The 15,390-nt window shown below is 62.7% G+C and carries 14 protein-coding genes; 11 read left to right on the forward strand and 3 right to left on the reverse strand.

The window, feature by feature from the left end:
- The first annotated feature begins 1 nt into the window (after position 1).
- Together pheT and zapA are read left to right on the forward strand one after the other, a co-directional pair.
- Complete coding sequence (gene pheT / locus THECO_RS05330; RefSeq protein ID WP_015254033.1) at positions 2-2,440, forward strand: phenylalanine--tRNA ligase subunit beta; 2,439 nt, start codon at positions 2-4, stop codon at positions 2,438-2,440.
- Positions 2,441-2,572: 132 nt separating this feature from the next.
- On the forward strand, positions 2,573-3,643 hold the full coding sequence (zapA, locus tag THECO_RS05335) for a cell division protein ZapA (protein WP_015254034.1): 1,071 nt from the start codon (positions 2,573-2,575) through the stop codon (positions 3,641-3,643).
- A 232-nt stretch (positions 3,644-3,875) separates the two neighbouring features.
- Here the strand turns inward: zapA and THECO_RS05340 are convergent, their stop codons facing one another.
- Together THECO_RS05340 and THECO_RS05345 are read right to left on the reverse strand one after the other, a co-directional pair.
- Positions 3,876-4,268, reverse strand: coding sequence for a cupredoxin domain-containing protein (locus THECO_RS05340; RefSeq protein WP_015254035.1), 393 nt, complete (start codon positions 4,266-4,268; stop codon positions 3,876-3,878).
- Between the two features lie 198 nt (positions 4,269-4,466).
- Positions 4,467-4,820, reverse strand: coding sequence for a phage holin family protein (locus THECO_RS05345; protein ID WP_015254036.1), 354 nt, complete (start codon positions 4,818-4,820; stop codon positions 4,467-4,469).
- Positions 4,821-4,987: 167 nt separating this feature from the next.
- Here THECO_RS05345 and THECO_RS05350 point away from each other — a divergent pair, with 167 nt between their 5' ends.
- The 4 genes from THECO_RS05350 to THECO_RS05365 all read left to right on the forward strand — a co-directional run bounded on the left by THECO_RS05350 (position 4,988) and on the right by THECO_RS05365 (position 9,893).
- Positions 4,988-7,342, forward strand: a complete 2,355-nt coding sequence (locus THECO_RS05350; protein WP_015254037.1) for an endonuclease MutS2 — start codon at positions 4,988-4,990, stop codon at positions 7,340-7,342.
- Positions 7,343-7,386: 44 nt separating this feature from the next.
- Entirely contained in the window at positions 7,387-7,809 is a 423-nt protein-coding gene (locus tag THECO_RS05355; RefSeq protein WP_015254038.1) for a DUF350 domain-containing protein, read from the forward strand.
- A 153-nt stretch (positions 7,810-7,962) separates the two neighbouring features.
- Entirely contained in the window at positions 7,963-8,499 is a 537-nt protein-coding gene (locus tag THECO_RS05360; protein WP_015254039.1) for a hypothetical protein, read from the forward strand.
- Between the two features lie 104 nt (positions 8,500-8,603).
- Positions 8,604-9,893, forward strand: coding sequence for an MFS transporter (locus tag THECO_RS05365; protein ID WP_015254040.1), 1,290 nt, complete (start codon positions 8,604-8,606; stop codon positions 9,891-9,893).
- Positions 9,894-9,897: 4 nt separating this feature from the next.
- On the opposite strand, the gene THECO_RS05370 is transcribed toward THECO_RS05365, so the two are convergent.
- Complete coding sequence (locus tag THECO_RS05370; RefSeq protein ID WP_015254041.1) at positions 9,898-11,037, reverse strand: CotH kinase family protein; 1,140 nt, start codon at positions 11,035-11,037, stop codon at positions 9,898-9,900.
- Positions 11,038-11,206: 169 nt separating this feature from the next.
- On the opposite strand from THECO_RS05370, the gene THECO_RS21605 reads away from it, so the two are divergent.
- The 5 genes from THECO_RS21605 (at position 11,207) to THECO_RS05395 (ending at position 15,359) form a co-directional block, all read left to right on the forward strand.
- Positions 11,207-11,737, forward strand: coding sequence for a hypothetical protein (locus THECO_RS21605; RefSeq protein ID WP_157373528.1), 531 nt, complete (start codon positions 11,207-11,209; stop codon positions 11,735-11,737).
- 181 nt (positions 11,738-11,918) lie between these two features.
- Positions 11,919-12,638: a hypothetical protein gene (locus THECO_RS20440; protein ID WP_015254043.1), complete on the forward strand. Its 720-nt coding sequence runs from the start codon at positions 11,919-11,921 to the stop codon at positions 12,636-12,638.
- Positions 12,639-12,773: 135 nt separating this feature from the next.
- A complete protein-coding gene (locus THECO_RS05385) occupies positions 12,774-13,433 on the forward strand; it encodes a hypothetical protein (protein ID WP_015254044.1) in 660 nt (219 codons plus the stop codon).
- A 201-nt stretch (positions 13,434-13,634) separates the two neighbouring features.
- Positions 13,635-14,129: an Lrp/AsnC family transcriptional regulator gene (locus THECO_RS05390; RefSeq protein ID WP_015254045.1), complete on the forward strand. Its 495-nt coding sequence runs from the start codon at positions 13,635-13,637 to the stop codon at positions 14,127-14,129.
- A gap of 12 nt (positions 14,130-14,141) precedes the next feature.
- Positions 14,142-15,359: an aminotransferase class I/II-fold pyridoxal phosphate-dependent enzyme gene (locus THECO_RS05395; protein WP_015254046.1), complete on the forward strand. Its 1,218-nt coding sequence runs from the start codon at positions 14,142-14,144 to the stop codon at positions 15,357-15,359.
- Positions 15,360-15,390: the final 31 nt, after the last annotated feature.

Below are 15,390 nucleotides of genomic sequence, written 5' to 3' on the forward strand. Positions count from 1 at the left end.
GATGAGAGTTTCCTATCAATGGCTGAAAGAATACATCGATCTGTCGGGCGTGTCGCCGGAAGAGCTGGCCGAGCTGATGACGCGCGGCGGCATCGAGATCGATACGGTCGAACAGCGCAACCAGGGCGTCTCGAATGTCGTCGTCGGCCATGTGTTGGAGAAAGAAAAGCACCCGGACGCGGACAAACTGAGCGTGTGCAAGGTGGATGCCGGCACCGGCGAGACGCTGCAAATCGTCTGCGGCGCGCCGAACGTCGCCGCAGGGCAGAAGGTGCCCGTCGCGCTGATCGGCGCGAAGCTGCCGGGCGGCATCGCGATCAAGCGCGCCAAGCTGCGCGGCGTTGAGTCGCAGGGGATGATCTGCTCCGCGAAGGAGCTCGGCATCAACGACAAACTGCTGCCGAAGGACATGCAGGAGGGCATCCTCGTCCTGCCCGCAGACAGCGAAATCGGCACGCCGATCACGGAATATCTTGCGCTTGACGACGCGGTGCTCGAACTTGATCTGACGCCGAACCGTTCGGATTGCCTCAGCATGCTCGGCGTCGCTTATGAAGCGGCCGCGCTGACGGGACGGCAGGTGAAACTGCCGGATACCCGCGTGGAGAGCGGCGCTCTTAAGGCGGCCGACAAGATCGCCGTGACGATCAGCGCGCCGGAGCATTGCTTCCGCTATGCGGCCCGGTATGTGCAAGGGGTGAAGATCGGACCTTCCCCGCAATGGATGCAGAACCGGCTGATCGCGGCCGGCGTCCGTCCGATCAACAACATCGTCGATATTACGAACTACGTCATGCTGGAATACGGCCAGCCGCTGCACGCGTTCGACGCCGACAAGCTGGGCGGCCGGATCGAAGTCCGGCTGGCCCGGCCGGGCGAGACGATGGTGACGCTGGACGACCAGGAGCGCAAGCTGGATCCGGACATGCTGCTCATCACGGACGGCGAGTGTCCGGTCGCCCTGGCCGGCGTCATGGGCGGCGCGAACACGGAAGTGTCGGATGAGACGGTGAACGTCGTGCTGGAGTCGGCCGAGTTCGACGCCGCAACGGTGCGCCGCACGTCCCGCCGCCTGGGATTGCGATCGGAGGCGAGCCTCCGCTTCGAGAAAGGCGTCGACCCGGCGCGCGTCGTGCCGGCGGTCGACCGCGCCGCCGCCCTGATGGCGCTCTACGCGGGCGGAACGGTCCTTGACGGCATCGTTCAGGCCGTCGTGCGCGAGGCGGAGCCGGCCGTCGTCAGCGTGACGCTGGCGAAGATCAACGGCCATCTCGGCACGTCGCTCACCGCTGACGAGGTGCAGGAGATTTTCGCGCGGCTCGGATTCGAATCCGCAGTATCCGAAGGCGGCGTCTTCACCGTGAAGGTGCCGACCCGGCGCGGCGACATCTCCCGCGACGTCGACCTGATCGAGGAAGTCGCGCGGCTCCACGGCTACGACAACATTCCGTCGACGGCGATCGAGGGCAGCACGACGGCCGGCAGGCTGACCGGTCCCCAGGCGATCCGCCGGGCGCTCCGGGCGAAGCTGGCCGACGCGGGGCTGCAGGAGACGTTCACTTACTCGCTCACGCATCCGTCCCGCACGCGCATGTTCACGCTGCTTGCCGAAGGCGCGGTGCCGATCCGGGTCGCGATGCCGATGAGCGAAGACCGGAGCGAGCTGCGCACGAGCCTCGTGCCGAGCCTGATCGATGCCGCGATCTACAACCGGAACCGGAAGAATACCGATCTGAAATTATTCGAGATCGGCAGCGTCTTCCTGACGAACGAAGAGACGCTGACGCGGCTGCCGCAGGAACGCCACCGGATCGCGGGACTGCTCACCGGCAGCCGGACGGACGTGCAATGGAACGTGAAGGCGGAGCCGGTCGACTTCTACGACGCGAAGGGCGTCGTCGAGACGATCTTTGATCTGCTCGGCGTAAGCGGGCGAATCCGCTACGAGGCGGCCGCACTGGACAATCTGCATCCGGGCAGGTCGGCGAAGGTGCTGCTCGACACCGGCAGCGGCGAAATGCTGATCGGCTACGTCGGCCAGCTGCATCCGTCGGTCCAGCTGCAAGAGGAGCTGGACGACACCTACGTCTTCGAGCTGGCGCTGGAGCCGCTCTACGAACATGCGGACACCGCGATCATTCAGCAGCCGCTGCCGCGCTATCCATCGGTCGAGCGCGACCTCGCCGTTCTGGTCGACCGTTCGGTCGAAGCGGGCAGCCTGCTCGCCGCCATCCGCGAAGCGGGCGGCGATCTGCTCGAGTCGGTCAGCGTCTTCGACGTGTACGTTGACGACCGGCTCGGCGCGGACAAGAAGAGCGTCGCGTTCTCGCTCGTCTACCGCCATCCGGAGCGGACGCTAACGGATGAAGAAGCGGCCGGGCGCCACGCCGCGGTCGTCGACCGTCTGGCGTCGGCTTTCGGCGCAGAATTGCGCAAGTAGGCAGGAAACGGGGAAAGCCGCATCGAAGTATTGTCGGAAGATGTTCGATGCGGCTTTCGGCTTGTCACGGGCATTCTTGCAAAAATGCCTGCTCCGCCGATTGCAGCATCACACAGGGAGGAACCACCGATCATGGACGCCGAACGCACCAGGGTGACCGTCGACATTTTCGGGCATCAATACCGTCTGACCGGCCATTCCAGCGCAGACCATATCAGGCGCGTGGCGGAAATGGTCGACGACAATATGAACCGGCTCGCGCGCCAATTCCCGCGGCTTGACATGCCGCGGATTGCCGTGCTCACCGCCGTCCATATGACCGACGAAGTCATCCGCCTCCGCCAGGAGACAGCCAAGCTGCGCCAGGAAGAAACGAAGCGCCTGAAGGCGGAACAGGAGCTCGCGGAGGCGCGGGCGGAACTGGAGAGGCTCAGGGCGGAGCGCGAACGCATGCAGCAGGAGATGGCCGCCGAACGGCAGAAGGCGCAGGCGGAAGCGGCGCAGCGCCGGCGCGAAGCGGATCAGCGGCTGGCGGCCGCCGAGGCGGACTGGCGGCGGATGTACGAGGAGCGGGAAGCCGAGCTGCGGCAGGAAGCGGAAGCGAGAGAAGCGCAATTCGAGCAGCAGGCTGCCGAACTGCGCGCACGGGCCGAAGCGGCGGAACGCGAGACGGGCGAGCAGCGCAAGCTGACCGAAGAGGCTGAACGCATCGCCGGTGAGTTGCGAAACCGGCTCCGGCAGCTGGAGCAGGAAGCGTCCGGACGCGCAAGCAAGCTGCGCGAGCTGCAGGATCGGATCGAGCGCCTGACCCGCGACCGCGACGAGCAGAAAGAACGCGGGATGCGGCTGATGGAGCGGATCCGCGAGCTGGAAGCCGCGGCCTCCGAAGCGGCCGATTGGCGCGCCAGGGCCGAAGCGCTTGAGGAAGAGCGCCGGGAGGCGGATGCGCGCGCCGCCGAATGGGCAGCCAGGTTCGAATCGGAAGCCGGACGCGCCCGCGCGGAAGCGGACGCGCTGCGCGAGAAGCTGGAGGCCATCGAGGGGCAGCTGGCGCAGGCGAAGGACGGCGCCGAGAGCCGGATCGCGGAGCTGCAGGAAGCTTACGACCGGCTGAACGTCGAGCACGTCCGGCTGCAGGACGAATACGCGAAGCTGCAGAACGAATTCAACGAATGGATCGAACTCATCGAATCGAACGGGTAATGAATATGGCCGGTCGGGAATCCCGGAATCCCGGGTTCCCGATGGGCCATTTTCTTTCAAGACAGAGAAATTTCAAGCGGAAATCCGGGAAATAGACGAAAAAAACTTCGCCTATTCTCCGGACGACGGCCGAAAATTCACCGTTTCCGGAAAATAGGCGAAAAACCTTCGCTTATTCAGGTTAAACTTGCGATCAATAAACGGTGCAGGTTCGCTCCCGCCGCCTCTTGCTTCACGCCTCGACGATCAGCTTCGCGAACATCTTGGAATGGCCGGTGCCGCAAGGAATGTTGCAGACGATCTCGTATTCGCCCGGGTTTTCGAAGGTAACCGTAACCGTCTGACCGTCCCTGAGCTCGATGCCGGTCTTCGGAATCCGGATGCCGTGAACCCCTTCTTCGCTGACGAAGTGAAACTTGACGGCGCCGGTTTTCACCCGGTATTCGGTCTGGTCGAATTCGAAGTTCCTCGCCTTGACCTCGATGACGCTGTCCGCTTTCGTCTGGTTCGATTCGTCGATGACGATGCCCGGCGCGCTTCCCCCGTTCTTGCCGCCTCCGCACGCTGCCAGCAGGCCGGCCAGCACGACCGCTGCAGCCATGACCGCAAAGTTTCGTGTCCGCATCCCGTATCCCTCCGAAGGGTCAAAACCCCATTTTTTTTTTTCGTGTATTGTGACATTAATCATTGTAACTGATTTTTCGGGACGGGACGTGACAAACTTATGGATGAAGATTGAACAAATCGTGAACGCAAAAACAGCTTTTCCTGTGTGGAAAAGCTGCTTGCGGCGCGGCCCTGCGCGACTGCATGCGCCGCGGCGTCAGGATTTTTTGCCCGCTTCGTACGGCGAACTGATCGGGATGAACAGGTCGATGATCCCGATGACAAGCGCGGCAAGTATGGCGCCGAGCCAGGACACTTCCACATTGCCGACGATGAACTGGGCGAGCCAGATGACCGCCGCGCTGGCGAGAAATCCGACGATGCCCCGCCCGAACGGCGTGACTTTCTTGCCGAACAGGCCTTCGACAATCCAGCCGAGCACAGCGATTACGATGGCCAGAAGCAAGGCGCTCCAGAAGCCGCCGACGCTGAATCCGGGAACGATCCAATCCACCACCATCAGCACCAGCGCGGCGACGACGAAACGAACGACGGTTCCGATGATGTTCATGGCACTCTCCTCCTCAAATGCGAAATGGCTGCGTGGGTGCCGCTTAAAGTGCTCGGGGTTAGTGTTCCCGCATTCGGAGGGTTCATGTTTGGCAGGTTTTGCATGGGCAAAATGGCGCGCGGCCAGCGCTTCGGCTATAATAGTGGGCTGAGAGGAGTTGTGGCGGGTTGGACGGCAAAGTATTGCACATCCTGGAATATCACAAAATCATCGAACGGCTCATGGAACAGGCCGCGACTTCGCTCGGCAGAGACCTGTGCGGCCGGCTTGAACCGAGCAGCGATCTCGAAGAAGTAAAGCTCAGGCTCCAGGCGACGGACGAGGCATCCGCCGCCGAGCGGCTGAAAGGAGCGCCTCCGTTCGGCGGCATCGCGGATGTCCGCGCCGCGCTCAAGCGGGCGAAAATCGGCGGCAAGCTGAATCCGGCGGAACTGCTGGAGATCGCGTCGACGGCGCGCGGCGGCCGGCTGGTGAAACGCCATATCGCGCAGATTCACGAAGATCACCCGCTGCCGCTGCTTCACGGGCTGGCCGGGCAGCTGACCGAGCATCGCGCGCTCGAAGAGTCGATCGCCCGATGCATCGACGAACAGGCTTATGTCGTCGACCAGGCCAGCCCGGAACTGGCGGCGATCCGCCGGGAACTCAGGGGCGGCGAAGCGCGGATCCGCGAGAAGCTCGAGCAGCTTGTCCGCTCGCCTTCCGTACAGAAAATGTTGCAGGACGCGATCATCACGATCCGCGGCGACCGGTTCGTCATCCCGGTGAAGCAGGAATACCGCGGACATTTCGGCGGCATCGTGCACGACCAGTCCGGTTCCGGAGCGACGCTGTTCATCGAGCCGGAGTCGATCGTGCAGATGAACAACAAGCTGCGCGAACTTAAGATGGCCGAGGAGCGGGAGATCGAACGCATCCTGCTGCGCCTGACGGCCGAAACGGCGGAGCACGCCGACGATCTGGCGGCGAATCTTGAGCTGCTCGGGCAGCTCGACTTTGCGTTCGCCAAGTCGCGGCTTGCGCGCGAGATGCGGGCGTCGCTGCCGCGGATGAACGACCGGGGCTTCCTCAAGCTGAAGCGCGGCCGCCATCCGCTGCTTCCGCCGGAATCCGTCGTACCGCTGGATGTGGAACTTGGCAATTCCTATACGGCGATCATCATCACCGGGCCGAACACGGGCGGCAAGACGGTCACGCTCAAGACGATCGGCCTGCTCAGCCTGATGGCGATGTCCGGGCTGTTCGTGCCGGCGGACGACGGCAGCCAGCTCTGCGTATTCGACGCCATCTACGCCGACATCGGCGACGAACAGAGCATCGAGCAGAACCTGAGCACGTTCTCCGGCCACATGACGAACATCATCCGCATGCTGCGGGAGATGACGCCGAAGAGCCTCGTGCTGCTCGACGAGCTCGGCGCCGGCACCGATCCGGCGGAAGGCTCGGCGCTGGCGATCGCGATTCTGGAACATATCCACCGGCTTGGCTGCCGGATCGTCGCCACGACGCATTACAGCGAGCTGAAAGCGTATGCTTACAATCGCAAGGGCATCATCAATGCCAGCATGGAATTCGACGTCCAGACGCTCAGCCCGACTTACCGGCTGCTCGTCGGCGTGCCGGGCCGAAGCAACGCGTTCGCCATCGCCGAGCGGCTCGGCCTGCCGCGGTCGATCATCGAGCGCGCCCGCGGCGAAGTGAGCGAGGACGACCGGCGCGTCGAGGACATGATCGCGTCGCTCGAAGAAGACCGGCAGAGCGCGGAAGCGGAGCGTCAGACCGCGGAGTCGCTGCGCGCCGAGATGGAACGGCTGAAGGAGCGGCATGCCGCCGAACTGCGCAAGTTCGAGCAGCAGCGCGACCGGATGCTGGCGAAGGCGCAGGAAGAAGCGCGCGAAGCGGTGGCGAAGGCGCGCCGCGAAGCGGAAGCGATCATCGCGGACCTCAGGCGGATGGCGCTTGAGGAAGCGGCGTCGGTGAAAGAACACAAGCTGATCGAGGCGCGGCGCCGGCTGGACGAGGCGATTCCGGACCTCACGCCGAAGCCGTCGGCGCAGGGCGCTGCCCGGAAGCCGGTCCGGGTTGAACCGGGCGACGAAGTGACGGTGATCAGCCTGAACCAGAAGGGCGTCGTGCTGGAGACGGGCGAGACGGAAGCGCTCGTCCAGATCGGCATCCTGAAGATGAAAGTCGCCCTGTCCGATCTGGAGCGGATCAAGCAGCCGCCGCAGCCGAAACAGCCGCAGGCGGCGGCAAGCCTCAAGCGCACGAAGGGCGACCTGCGCATGGAACTGGATCTGCGCGGCAGCACGCTGGAGGACGCGATTCTGGAGGTCGACCGCTTCCTCGACGAAGCGTACCTTGCGAATCTCGGGCAGGTCACCATCATCCACGGCAAGGGAACGGGCGTGCTCCGTTCGGGCATCCGCGATTTCCTGCGCAGGCACCGCCTCGTCAAGTCGTTCCGCGACGGCGCGTACGGCGAGGGAGGAAACGGCGTCACCGTCGCCGAACTGAAATAGAAATCCAGGCGCCCTTCGGGCTGAAGAAGGGAGGATGATCCCCGATGGATCAAGCGTTGGACCGTTGGCTTGACAATGCGTATTTTGCTTCCATCGCCTTTTTTTCGGTCGCGATCCTGGCCCTGATCGTCTTCCTTTTCTGCTTTGAATTCGCGGTGCGGTACAATACGTGGGACGAGATCAAGAACGGCAACCTGGCGGTGGCGATGGCGACGGGGGGCAAAATTTTCGGCATCTGCAACCTGTTCCGCTTCTCGATCCAGGCCGGCGATTCGCTGTACCAGTCGCTCGTATGGGCGGCTTTCGGCTTCGTGCTGCTGCTGGCCGCCTATTTTGTGTTCGAGTTTCTGACGCCCGTCTTTCGGATCGACGACGAGATCAAGCGGGACAATCGGGCGGTCGGATTTATCGCCATGATCATCTCGATTTCGCTGTCATACGTCATCGGCGCGACCGTGCTGTCCTGAGCGCGCCGGCGAGGAGGAGCAAGCGTGAAATATTTGTGGGGAACGCTGCTGGTCATCGCGGCAATTTTCATCATTCTGGGCGTGCTGTATTTGATGTAACTTAAGCCCGGCGGCTTGCGGCCGGCCGGAGCGCCAGGGAGGATATCGAATCAGATGGAGCAATCGACGGTATGTCCGTGGTGCCAGACGGAGATTACCTGGGACGAAGAGACCGGACCGGAGAACGTCTGCCCTTATTGTGAAAACGAACTCGGCGATTACCGGACGCTGAACGTTGAAATCGAACGCGATGACGATGCGGAAGACGGAAGCGGCGGAGACGGTGCGAAGAGCGCGCGCGCGGAAGGCGCGGCAATTCGCAGCCGGCTTTCGGACGACATGGATATGGACAGCTTCCGTCCGGTCAACCTGCGCCTGATCGCGCTGGAAGGGAAGCTCGAAGCGATCCTGAACGAGCAATTGGAAGTGCCGGAATGCCCGTCCTGCCGGGAATACATGATTGAAGCGGGCACGCAGACCGTGGGTGCGGCAGGCTGGGAGCCCGCCGTGCCTCCGGCGGTGAAGCGCGCGATTCTGCCTGCCCCGTTCCGGCTGGTCTGGTATATCTGTCCGAATTGCCATCACGCGCACAGCCGGCTCGCTCCGGACGACCGCGAGCGTCTGCTCGGCAATCTGGAAGGCGAAGATTGACGGCAAACCTCCATTGCCCTGCGTCAATGTCAGATTCTGCAAGACATGTCTCCCCGTCCATACGGGCAACTTAGGGGAGATTCAAGTCTTGCGGGAGGCTGGCGATGGCGCAGGGCAAAATCATGTCTGCAGGGAATATGGCGAAAGCTGCGCGCAAGCCGCATGCGTCGGCGGGATGGATGTCCGGCGGCGCAACGCGGACGCCATCCGCGGCGCTGGGCCGGCAGGCGGTTCTCCTGCTGGCGGTGCAGGGGATGTATGCGGCGGCGGGTGCGCTGTCCGGCACGTTCGTTCCGGTCTATCTGTGGAAGGCCAGCCAGTCGTTCGCGCTCATCGGCTGGTTCACCCTGGCGCAGCATCTCGCATCCGGCTGCGCGTTCTGGCTTGCCGGCGCGTGGACCAAGCGGCATGACAAAATGATCGCCCTCAGGGCGGGACTCGTCTGCTCGGCACTCTTCTATCTGTCCGTCCTGCTGCTCGGAAATGCCGCCAGCCGGTGGGCGGCATGGCTCGGCGCATTGAACGGACTCGCCGTCGGCCTGTTCTGGCTCGCTTACAACGTCGTCTATTTCGAGATTACGGAGCCCGAAAGCCGCGACCGATTCAACGGTTGGGCCGGACTGCTCGGCTCGCTCGCCGGCATGACGGCTCCGTGGCTGTCGGGGACGTTCATCAGTCTGTCGGGCGGGATCAAAGGGTACCGGATCGTGTTCACGGTGTCGCTCGCAATGTTCGCGGCCGCGGCGGTGCTCAGTTTTTTTCTGAAGCGGAGGCGTTCAGACGGGACATTCGCGTGGTCCTACGGCACAAGCCAGCTGCGGCAGCGGGGCAATCCATGGAGATCCGCGGTGCCGGCGCTCGCCGCGCAGGGCCTCAGGGAAGGCGTGTACCTGTTTCTGCTCGGACTGCTTGTCTACTTCGCGACAGGGCGGGAGCAGAGCCTCGGCAACTACACCTTCTGGACGTCGCTGACGTCGCTCCTGTCGTTCTGGCTGGCCGGCCGGCTGCTTCGCCCGCGATTCCGCCGCGCGGCCATGCTGCTGGGCGCGGCAAGCGTATCCGGCATGACGGCCATTCTGCTGGCGGACGTCGGGTACACGGCGCTGCTTATCGCCGGCATCGGTACGGCACTGTTCATGCCGCTGTATGTCATTCCGATGACGTCCGCCGTATTCGATCTGATCGGCAAGACGGACGAAGGCGTGAAGCGGCGCGAGGAGCTGATCGTGCTGCGGGAGACCGGCCTGATCGCCGGCCGGGTGCTGGGCCTCGTCATCTATCTGTCCGTCGTCTCGCAAGTGCAGTCGACCGCCGCGCTCGCCTGGCTGCTGCTCGCGGTCGGCGCCGCTCCGCTGGCGGGCTGGCTGTTCATCCGCCGCAAACTGGCGGGCTGAGCGGCTATTCCCGCGTCGCGGATTGCCGCACAGCGGCAACGCGCGCGGCTTTTCCCGCACGGCGGACGCGCGTCCGTCTGCTGCCGGACAGACGGCCGAGTTCGCGCAGCACGTAGGCCCGCCGTCCGCGGATATAGCGCCGGATCAGCTGCGGTTCGTTCTGAAAGACGCGGTAATCGTACTTCCGCGTATCGTCCGTCCGGACGGCTGCCGCAATATTATTTATCATCCGGCGGACGACGGGCATCAATTTCCGCTCGGTGAAAGCGCTGCCCAGCAGCCTCCCGAGCAGACGGAAATACTTCTCGCGGTATTCGCGGAATCCGAGCAGCTTGGCGGTCAGCGTGTTGTAGCCCGTAATCCGCACCTGGTTGACCGGGCAAATTTCCCCGTAGCAATTTCTTCCCCAGGTTCCCTCATAGTCCCACGGCAGAATGCGATACTTTCCGGAAGGCAAATGTTCATAGAGCGCGTAGTTTTGTTCGAACCCGTCATAGTTTCCGGTCAGGACGGCCCCCGCCAGCCATTTCAAGTATTGGTCGATGTCCAGCCGCCGGGCCAGCAAGCGCTTCAGCGCGATGCCATTGAGCCGGTTCAGATCCCGGACGAAGGCTTCCAGCCGCTGCTTCGCCGCCGTTCCGCCGGCCACGAGCTCGTAGCCTTCGAACAGCGAACGTTTGGGGCCCCCGTTCTGAGGGGAGTTCAATCCGAAATGGGCGCTGTCGTTCGCCGCATAGATGATGGAGCGATACCGGATTTTCCGTTCCCGGAAAAACGCGGGCACGACCGCCTCGATCTCCAGGTAGACGCCGAGCGGCCGTCCGTTGACATATAGGCGGCAGTGGGTGGTCTTCGGAGCCGGCAGGCCGATCAGATTGAAAAAATAGAACGACAGGGCGTTGCGGATCAGCGAAGGATCGTCGTATTCGGCGTTCCAGTGAAACGTATGGCCGTTCACGATGCGAAGCTCATAGGAAGGCTTCGGATATCCCCGCGTATGGCCGCCGCGGATTTTCAGCTTCGCGGCGATCCTGCCGTCGACGAGAACGTCCGCTTCGTGATCCTCCCACGGATCGCGGTGAATGGCCTCCCACAATTCGGGATCGACTTGGATGCGGCGGCTGGGCAAGGATGCGGATGACATGCACATCGGTCCTCCCGGCTTGCGATTTGCGGTCCGAAATGGTGAAAAGCCTATCGTCATTCGACGATAGGCTATCTTCATTGTTACGCTATGCTGCCGGGGCTGTCCCGGTCACTGCCGGTTATTGCCTGCGGTTCTTCGCGGTAATATACCAGCCGGGCGGCCAATATTGGCCTTCATACGGCCATTCTGCATTGCGATGTTCCCGCTGCCCGCGCGCGCGTTGCTCGCCGGCGCCCTGTTCGCCGGCGCCTTGTTCACCGGCACCCTGTTCGCCGGTGCGCTGCCCGCGCGTGCGCTGTCCGGCGGTGCGCTGCCCGCGCGTGCGCTGTCCCGCGGTTCGCTGTCCGGCGGTACGCTGCCCGCGCGTGCGCCCGCCCGCGGTGCGCTGTCCGGCGGTACGCTGCCCGGCGGTGCGCTGCCCGCGCGTGCGCTGTCCCGCGGTGCGCTGTCCGGCGGTATGTTGCCCGGCGGTACGCTGCCCGGCGGTACGCTGCCCGGCGGTACGCTGCCCGGCGGTACGCTGCCCGCGCGTGCGCTGTCCGCGCGTCCGCCTTCCCGCGGTGCGGCCGGCTCCCTCATCAGTAGCGCCGGCCGCTTGATTCGCACCAGTGTGATGCCTGTCCGGCATGCAGATCCCTCCTCTTACTGCGATTTAATACAAGCTATGACCGCCCCTCGCCGGCCGGACTGGCCTTGAACACAATTTGACAGGAAATGGTCGTTAATCTAGTACCGGTTGTCAACGGGATACATAAGCTTGTATTACATTTCATCCTTCATGACGACAGGCATGGGACAAGGACAGGAGTGATGTCCGCACAAGTCGGGACAAGGGAGGGATGGCAGTCACGTACAAGTTTGAAAATGGAGGGATAGGAATGTTTTATCCGATGTTCCGTTACGGCGGGCAGCATATAAGCTACCTGTTGTCGTTCATCGGCAAGCCGTCAAGATCAACCGGGGGCGGTCCGGAATCGATGGTCGGACGGCTGATCGCCGTGCATGCCGATTACATCGTGCTTCTGACGAAAGACGGTATCGTCTATGTCAATGCGGCGCACATCAAGAGCATCACGGAAGGCAAGGCTGCGCAATCGATCGGCCGCACCAAAGGCGGGCATACCGGTTATATCATGGCGCACAGCTTCAATGACGTGCTCCGCCGGCTGACCAAGCATTTCGTGCAGATCAACCAGGGCGGACCGGAGAAAGTGACCGGCTTCATCGTGGAAGTCGGCCACGATACGCTGCTGCTTGTATCCGGCAAGGAAGTTATCCGCATTCCGCTGTTCCATATCCGGACCGTGAGCCTTGCGCAGCGGAACGGCAGCCAGAATGGCAGCAGCGACAAATCCCAGGACAGCCAGCAACGTTCGCAAGGCCAGCGTTCGAGCGGAAGCCAGGACCGCAATCAGCGTTCGCAAGGGCAACGGTCCGGCAGCGCTGCCGGCGGTTCCCAGGGCCGCAGGCAGGACGGCGGCAGCCGGGGCGGCCGTCAAGGCAGCGGCGGACGACAAGGCGGCAGCCGCGGCCATCAAGGCAATCGGGGCCATCAAGGCAGCCGCGGTGCCGGCGGTTCCGGCGGCCGCAAGAGATAACCTAGCACGGCATCCGCGTCAGCTGGGGAGCCTACATCCGGACCGCGCTGCTGGTCATTCCGGCGGGGCTGTTCGTCAGCCTGGCGGCACTGTATCTCTGGACACAATGGACCGGATAGGAAGGAGGAATGCAACATGAGCCATCCGCTGATGGGCAAACCCGTCGATGTGGAACTGTCGGGCAGGGCGGTGCCGGTGCACGGCATGCTGATCGATACGGGACCCGATATTCTCGTCATCCGCAGCGAAAGCCGGTACTATTATGTTCCGCTCGTTCATGTGCAGCAGCTCAGACCGGGCGAATCGGAAGAAACGGATGACGCTTCCGGCGAACCGCCGTTCGAGCCGCAGTCCGAACCGATCTCGTACCGCAAGGTGCTGCTCAACGCGAAGGGCATGTTCTCGGAGCTGTTCATCACGGGGAGCCAGTCGATCCACGGGTATGTGACCAGCGTGATGAACGATTATTTCGTCTTCTATTCACCCGTCTATCATTCCGTTGTCATCTCACTTGACCATCTGAAATATTTGGTGCCCTATCCGCCGCACTCGACGCCTTACGGCATGTCGCCGGAACAGTTCCCGCTCAAGCCTTCCCCCGTCTCGCTCTCGCGCACGTTCGAACAGCAGGTGCGCAAGCTGATCGGGGAATTCGTCGTACTCGATCTCGGCGAACATCCGCACAAGATCGGCGTGCTGAAAGGATTGGACGACGGGATGCTGGCCATCGCGAACGCGTCCGGCCAGACCACCTATATCCACTTCAACCATGTCAAGACGATCCATCTGCCATAATGTGCGGCAGGACAGGGCTGAATCATGATCGCTGTATGGCGGCGGGTTTGCGCAACTGCGCAGGCACCGCCATTTTGTATGGGCCACGGGCATGTTCTCGCAGCGGACGGTATTCCGCTGCGTTTTTTTTGTTTTACAGAACAAGCGGATCGGGTGTATGATATATCATTATTATCCGCTTGGGTGCGAGGAGGGTATGATATGGTCGAAGGATTGAAGCTGAAAATCCTCGAATTGCTGAAAGAAGACGCGCGAAGGTCGCCGGAGCTCATCGCGACGATGCTCGACGCCTCCGTGGAGGAAGTGAAGCGGGCGATCGACGAACTGGAGAAGGATCACGTGATCGTCAAATACGCGGCGGTCGTCAACTGGAGCAAAGTCGCGGATGACAAGGTGACGGCCCTGATCGAAGTACAGATCACGCCGGAGCGCGGCCGCGGCTTCGAAGGCATCGCCGAGCGGATCTACCAATATCCGGAAGTGAAATCGGTCTTCCTGATGTCGGGCGCCTACGATCTGCTGGTCGAAGTGGAAGGCAGGACGCTTCAGGAAGTCGCCTCCTTCGTATCGAACAAACTGTCGCCGATCGACGCCGTGCTTTCGACGAAGACGTTCTTCATTTTGAAAAAATATAAACAGGACGGCATCATCTTCGAAGAACGCGAAGGTGATCAGAGGCTTGTCATCTCGCCGTAAGGAGTGTCGCTTGTGATCAAGGACAAGGAGCAGACGACGGTCAGCCGGCCGGTCCGCCGCTCGATGGCGGATTATCTGTCGTCCGGCGTCCGCAGCATCAAGCCTTCGGGCATTCGAAAGTTTTTCGATCTCGTGCAAGGTCGCAAGGATGTCATTACGCTCGGCGTGGGCGAGCCGGACTTCGTCACGCCGTGGCACGTGCGCGAGGCGGCCGTTTACAGCCTGGAGAGGGGCAAGACGCAATACACATCCAACGCCGGCATGCCGGAGCTGCGCGAAGCGATCGCCGCCTATCTGGCGAACCGCTTCCATGTCAGCTATGATCCGGCGCGGGAAATTTTCGTGACCATCGGCGGCAGCGAAGCGATCGATCTGGCGCTGCGCGCGCTGATTGAACCGGGGGACGAAATTCTTATACCGGAACCGTGCTACATCTCGTATTCGCCGATCACGTCGCTGTCCGGCGGCGTGCCGGTCGGCGTCGAGACGCTGGCTGAAGACGCGTTCAAGCTGCGCGCCGACCGGCTGGAAGCCGCGATCACGCCGCGCACGAAGGTGCTCATTCTCTGCTACCCGAGCAATCCGACGGGCGGCATCATGACCTATGAAGACTGGCTGCCGATCGCGCGGATTGTGGAGAAATACGATCTGATCGTCATCGCGGACGAGATTTACGCCGAGCTGACCTACGGACCGCGTCATATCAGTTTCGCATCGATGCCCGGCATGAAGGACCGGACGATTCTGGTCAGCGGTTTCTCGAAAGCGTTCGCGATGACCGGATGGCGGATGGGCTATGTCTGCGGCCATCCGGAGTTGATCGGCGCCATGCTGAAGATCCACCAATACACGGTCATGTGCGCGCCGATCATGGGGCAGATCGCGGCGCTCGAAGCGCTGACGAACGGCCTCGAAGAGATGGAGCGCATGGTCGAGTCGTACAATCAGCGGCGCAGGCTGGTCGTCAAGGGCTTTCGCGAAATCGGCCTCGACTGCCATGAGCCGCAGGGAGCGTTCTACGCGTTCCCGTCCATCCGATCGACGGGGCTCGATTCGAATACATTCGCCGAACGCCTGCTCATGGAAGCGCAGGTTGCTGTCGTGCCGGGCAATGTGTTCGGTCTCGGCGGCGAAGGGCATGTCCGCTGTTCGTACGCCACGTCCGTCGCGCAGCTTACGGAAGCGATCGAGCGAATCGGACGATTCGTCGAAAGACTGAAACAGGGTTGATCGCCCGGCCGCCGGAACGTTCCGATCCGGG

This window comes from Thermobacillus composti KWC4 (genome assembly GCF_000227705.2).
In the GTDB taxonomy this organism is placed as follows: Bacteria; Bacillota; Bacilli; order Paenibacillales; family Paenibacillaceae; genus Thermobacillus; species Thermobacillus xylanilyticus.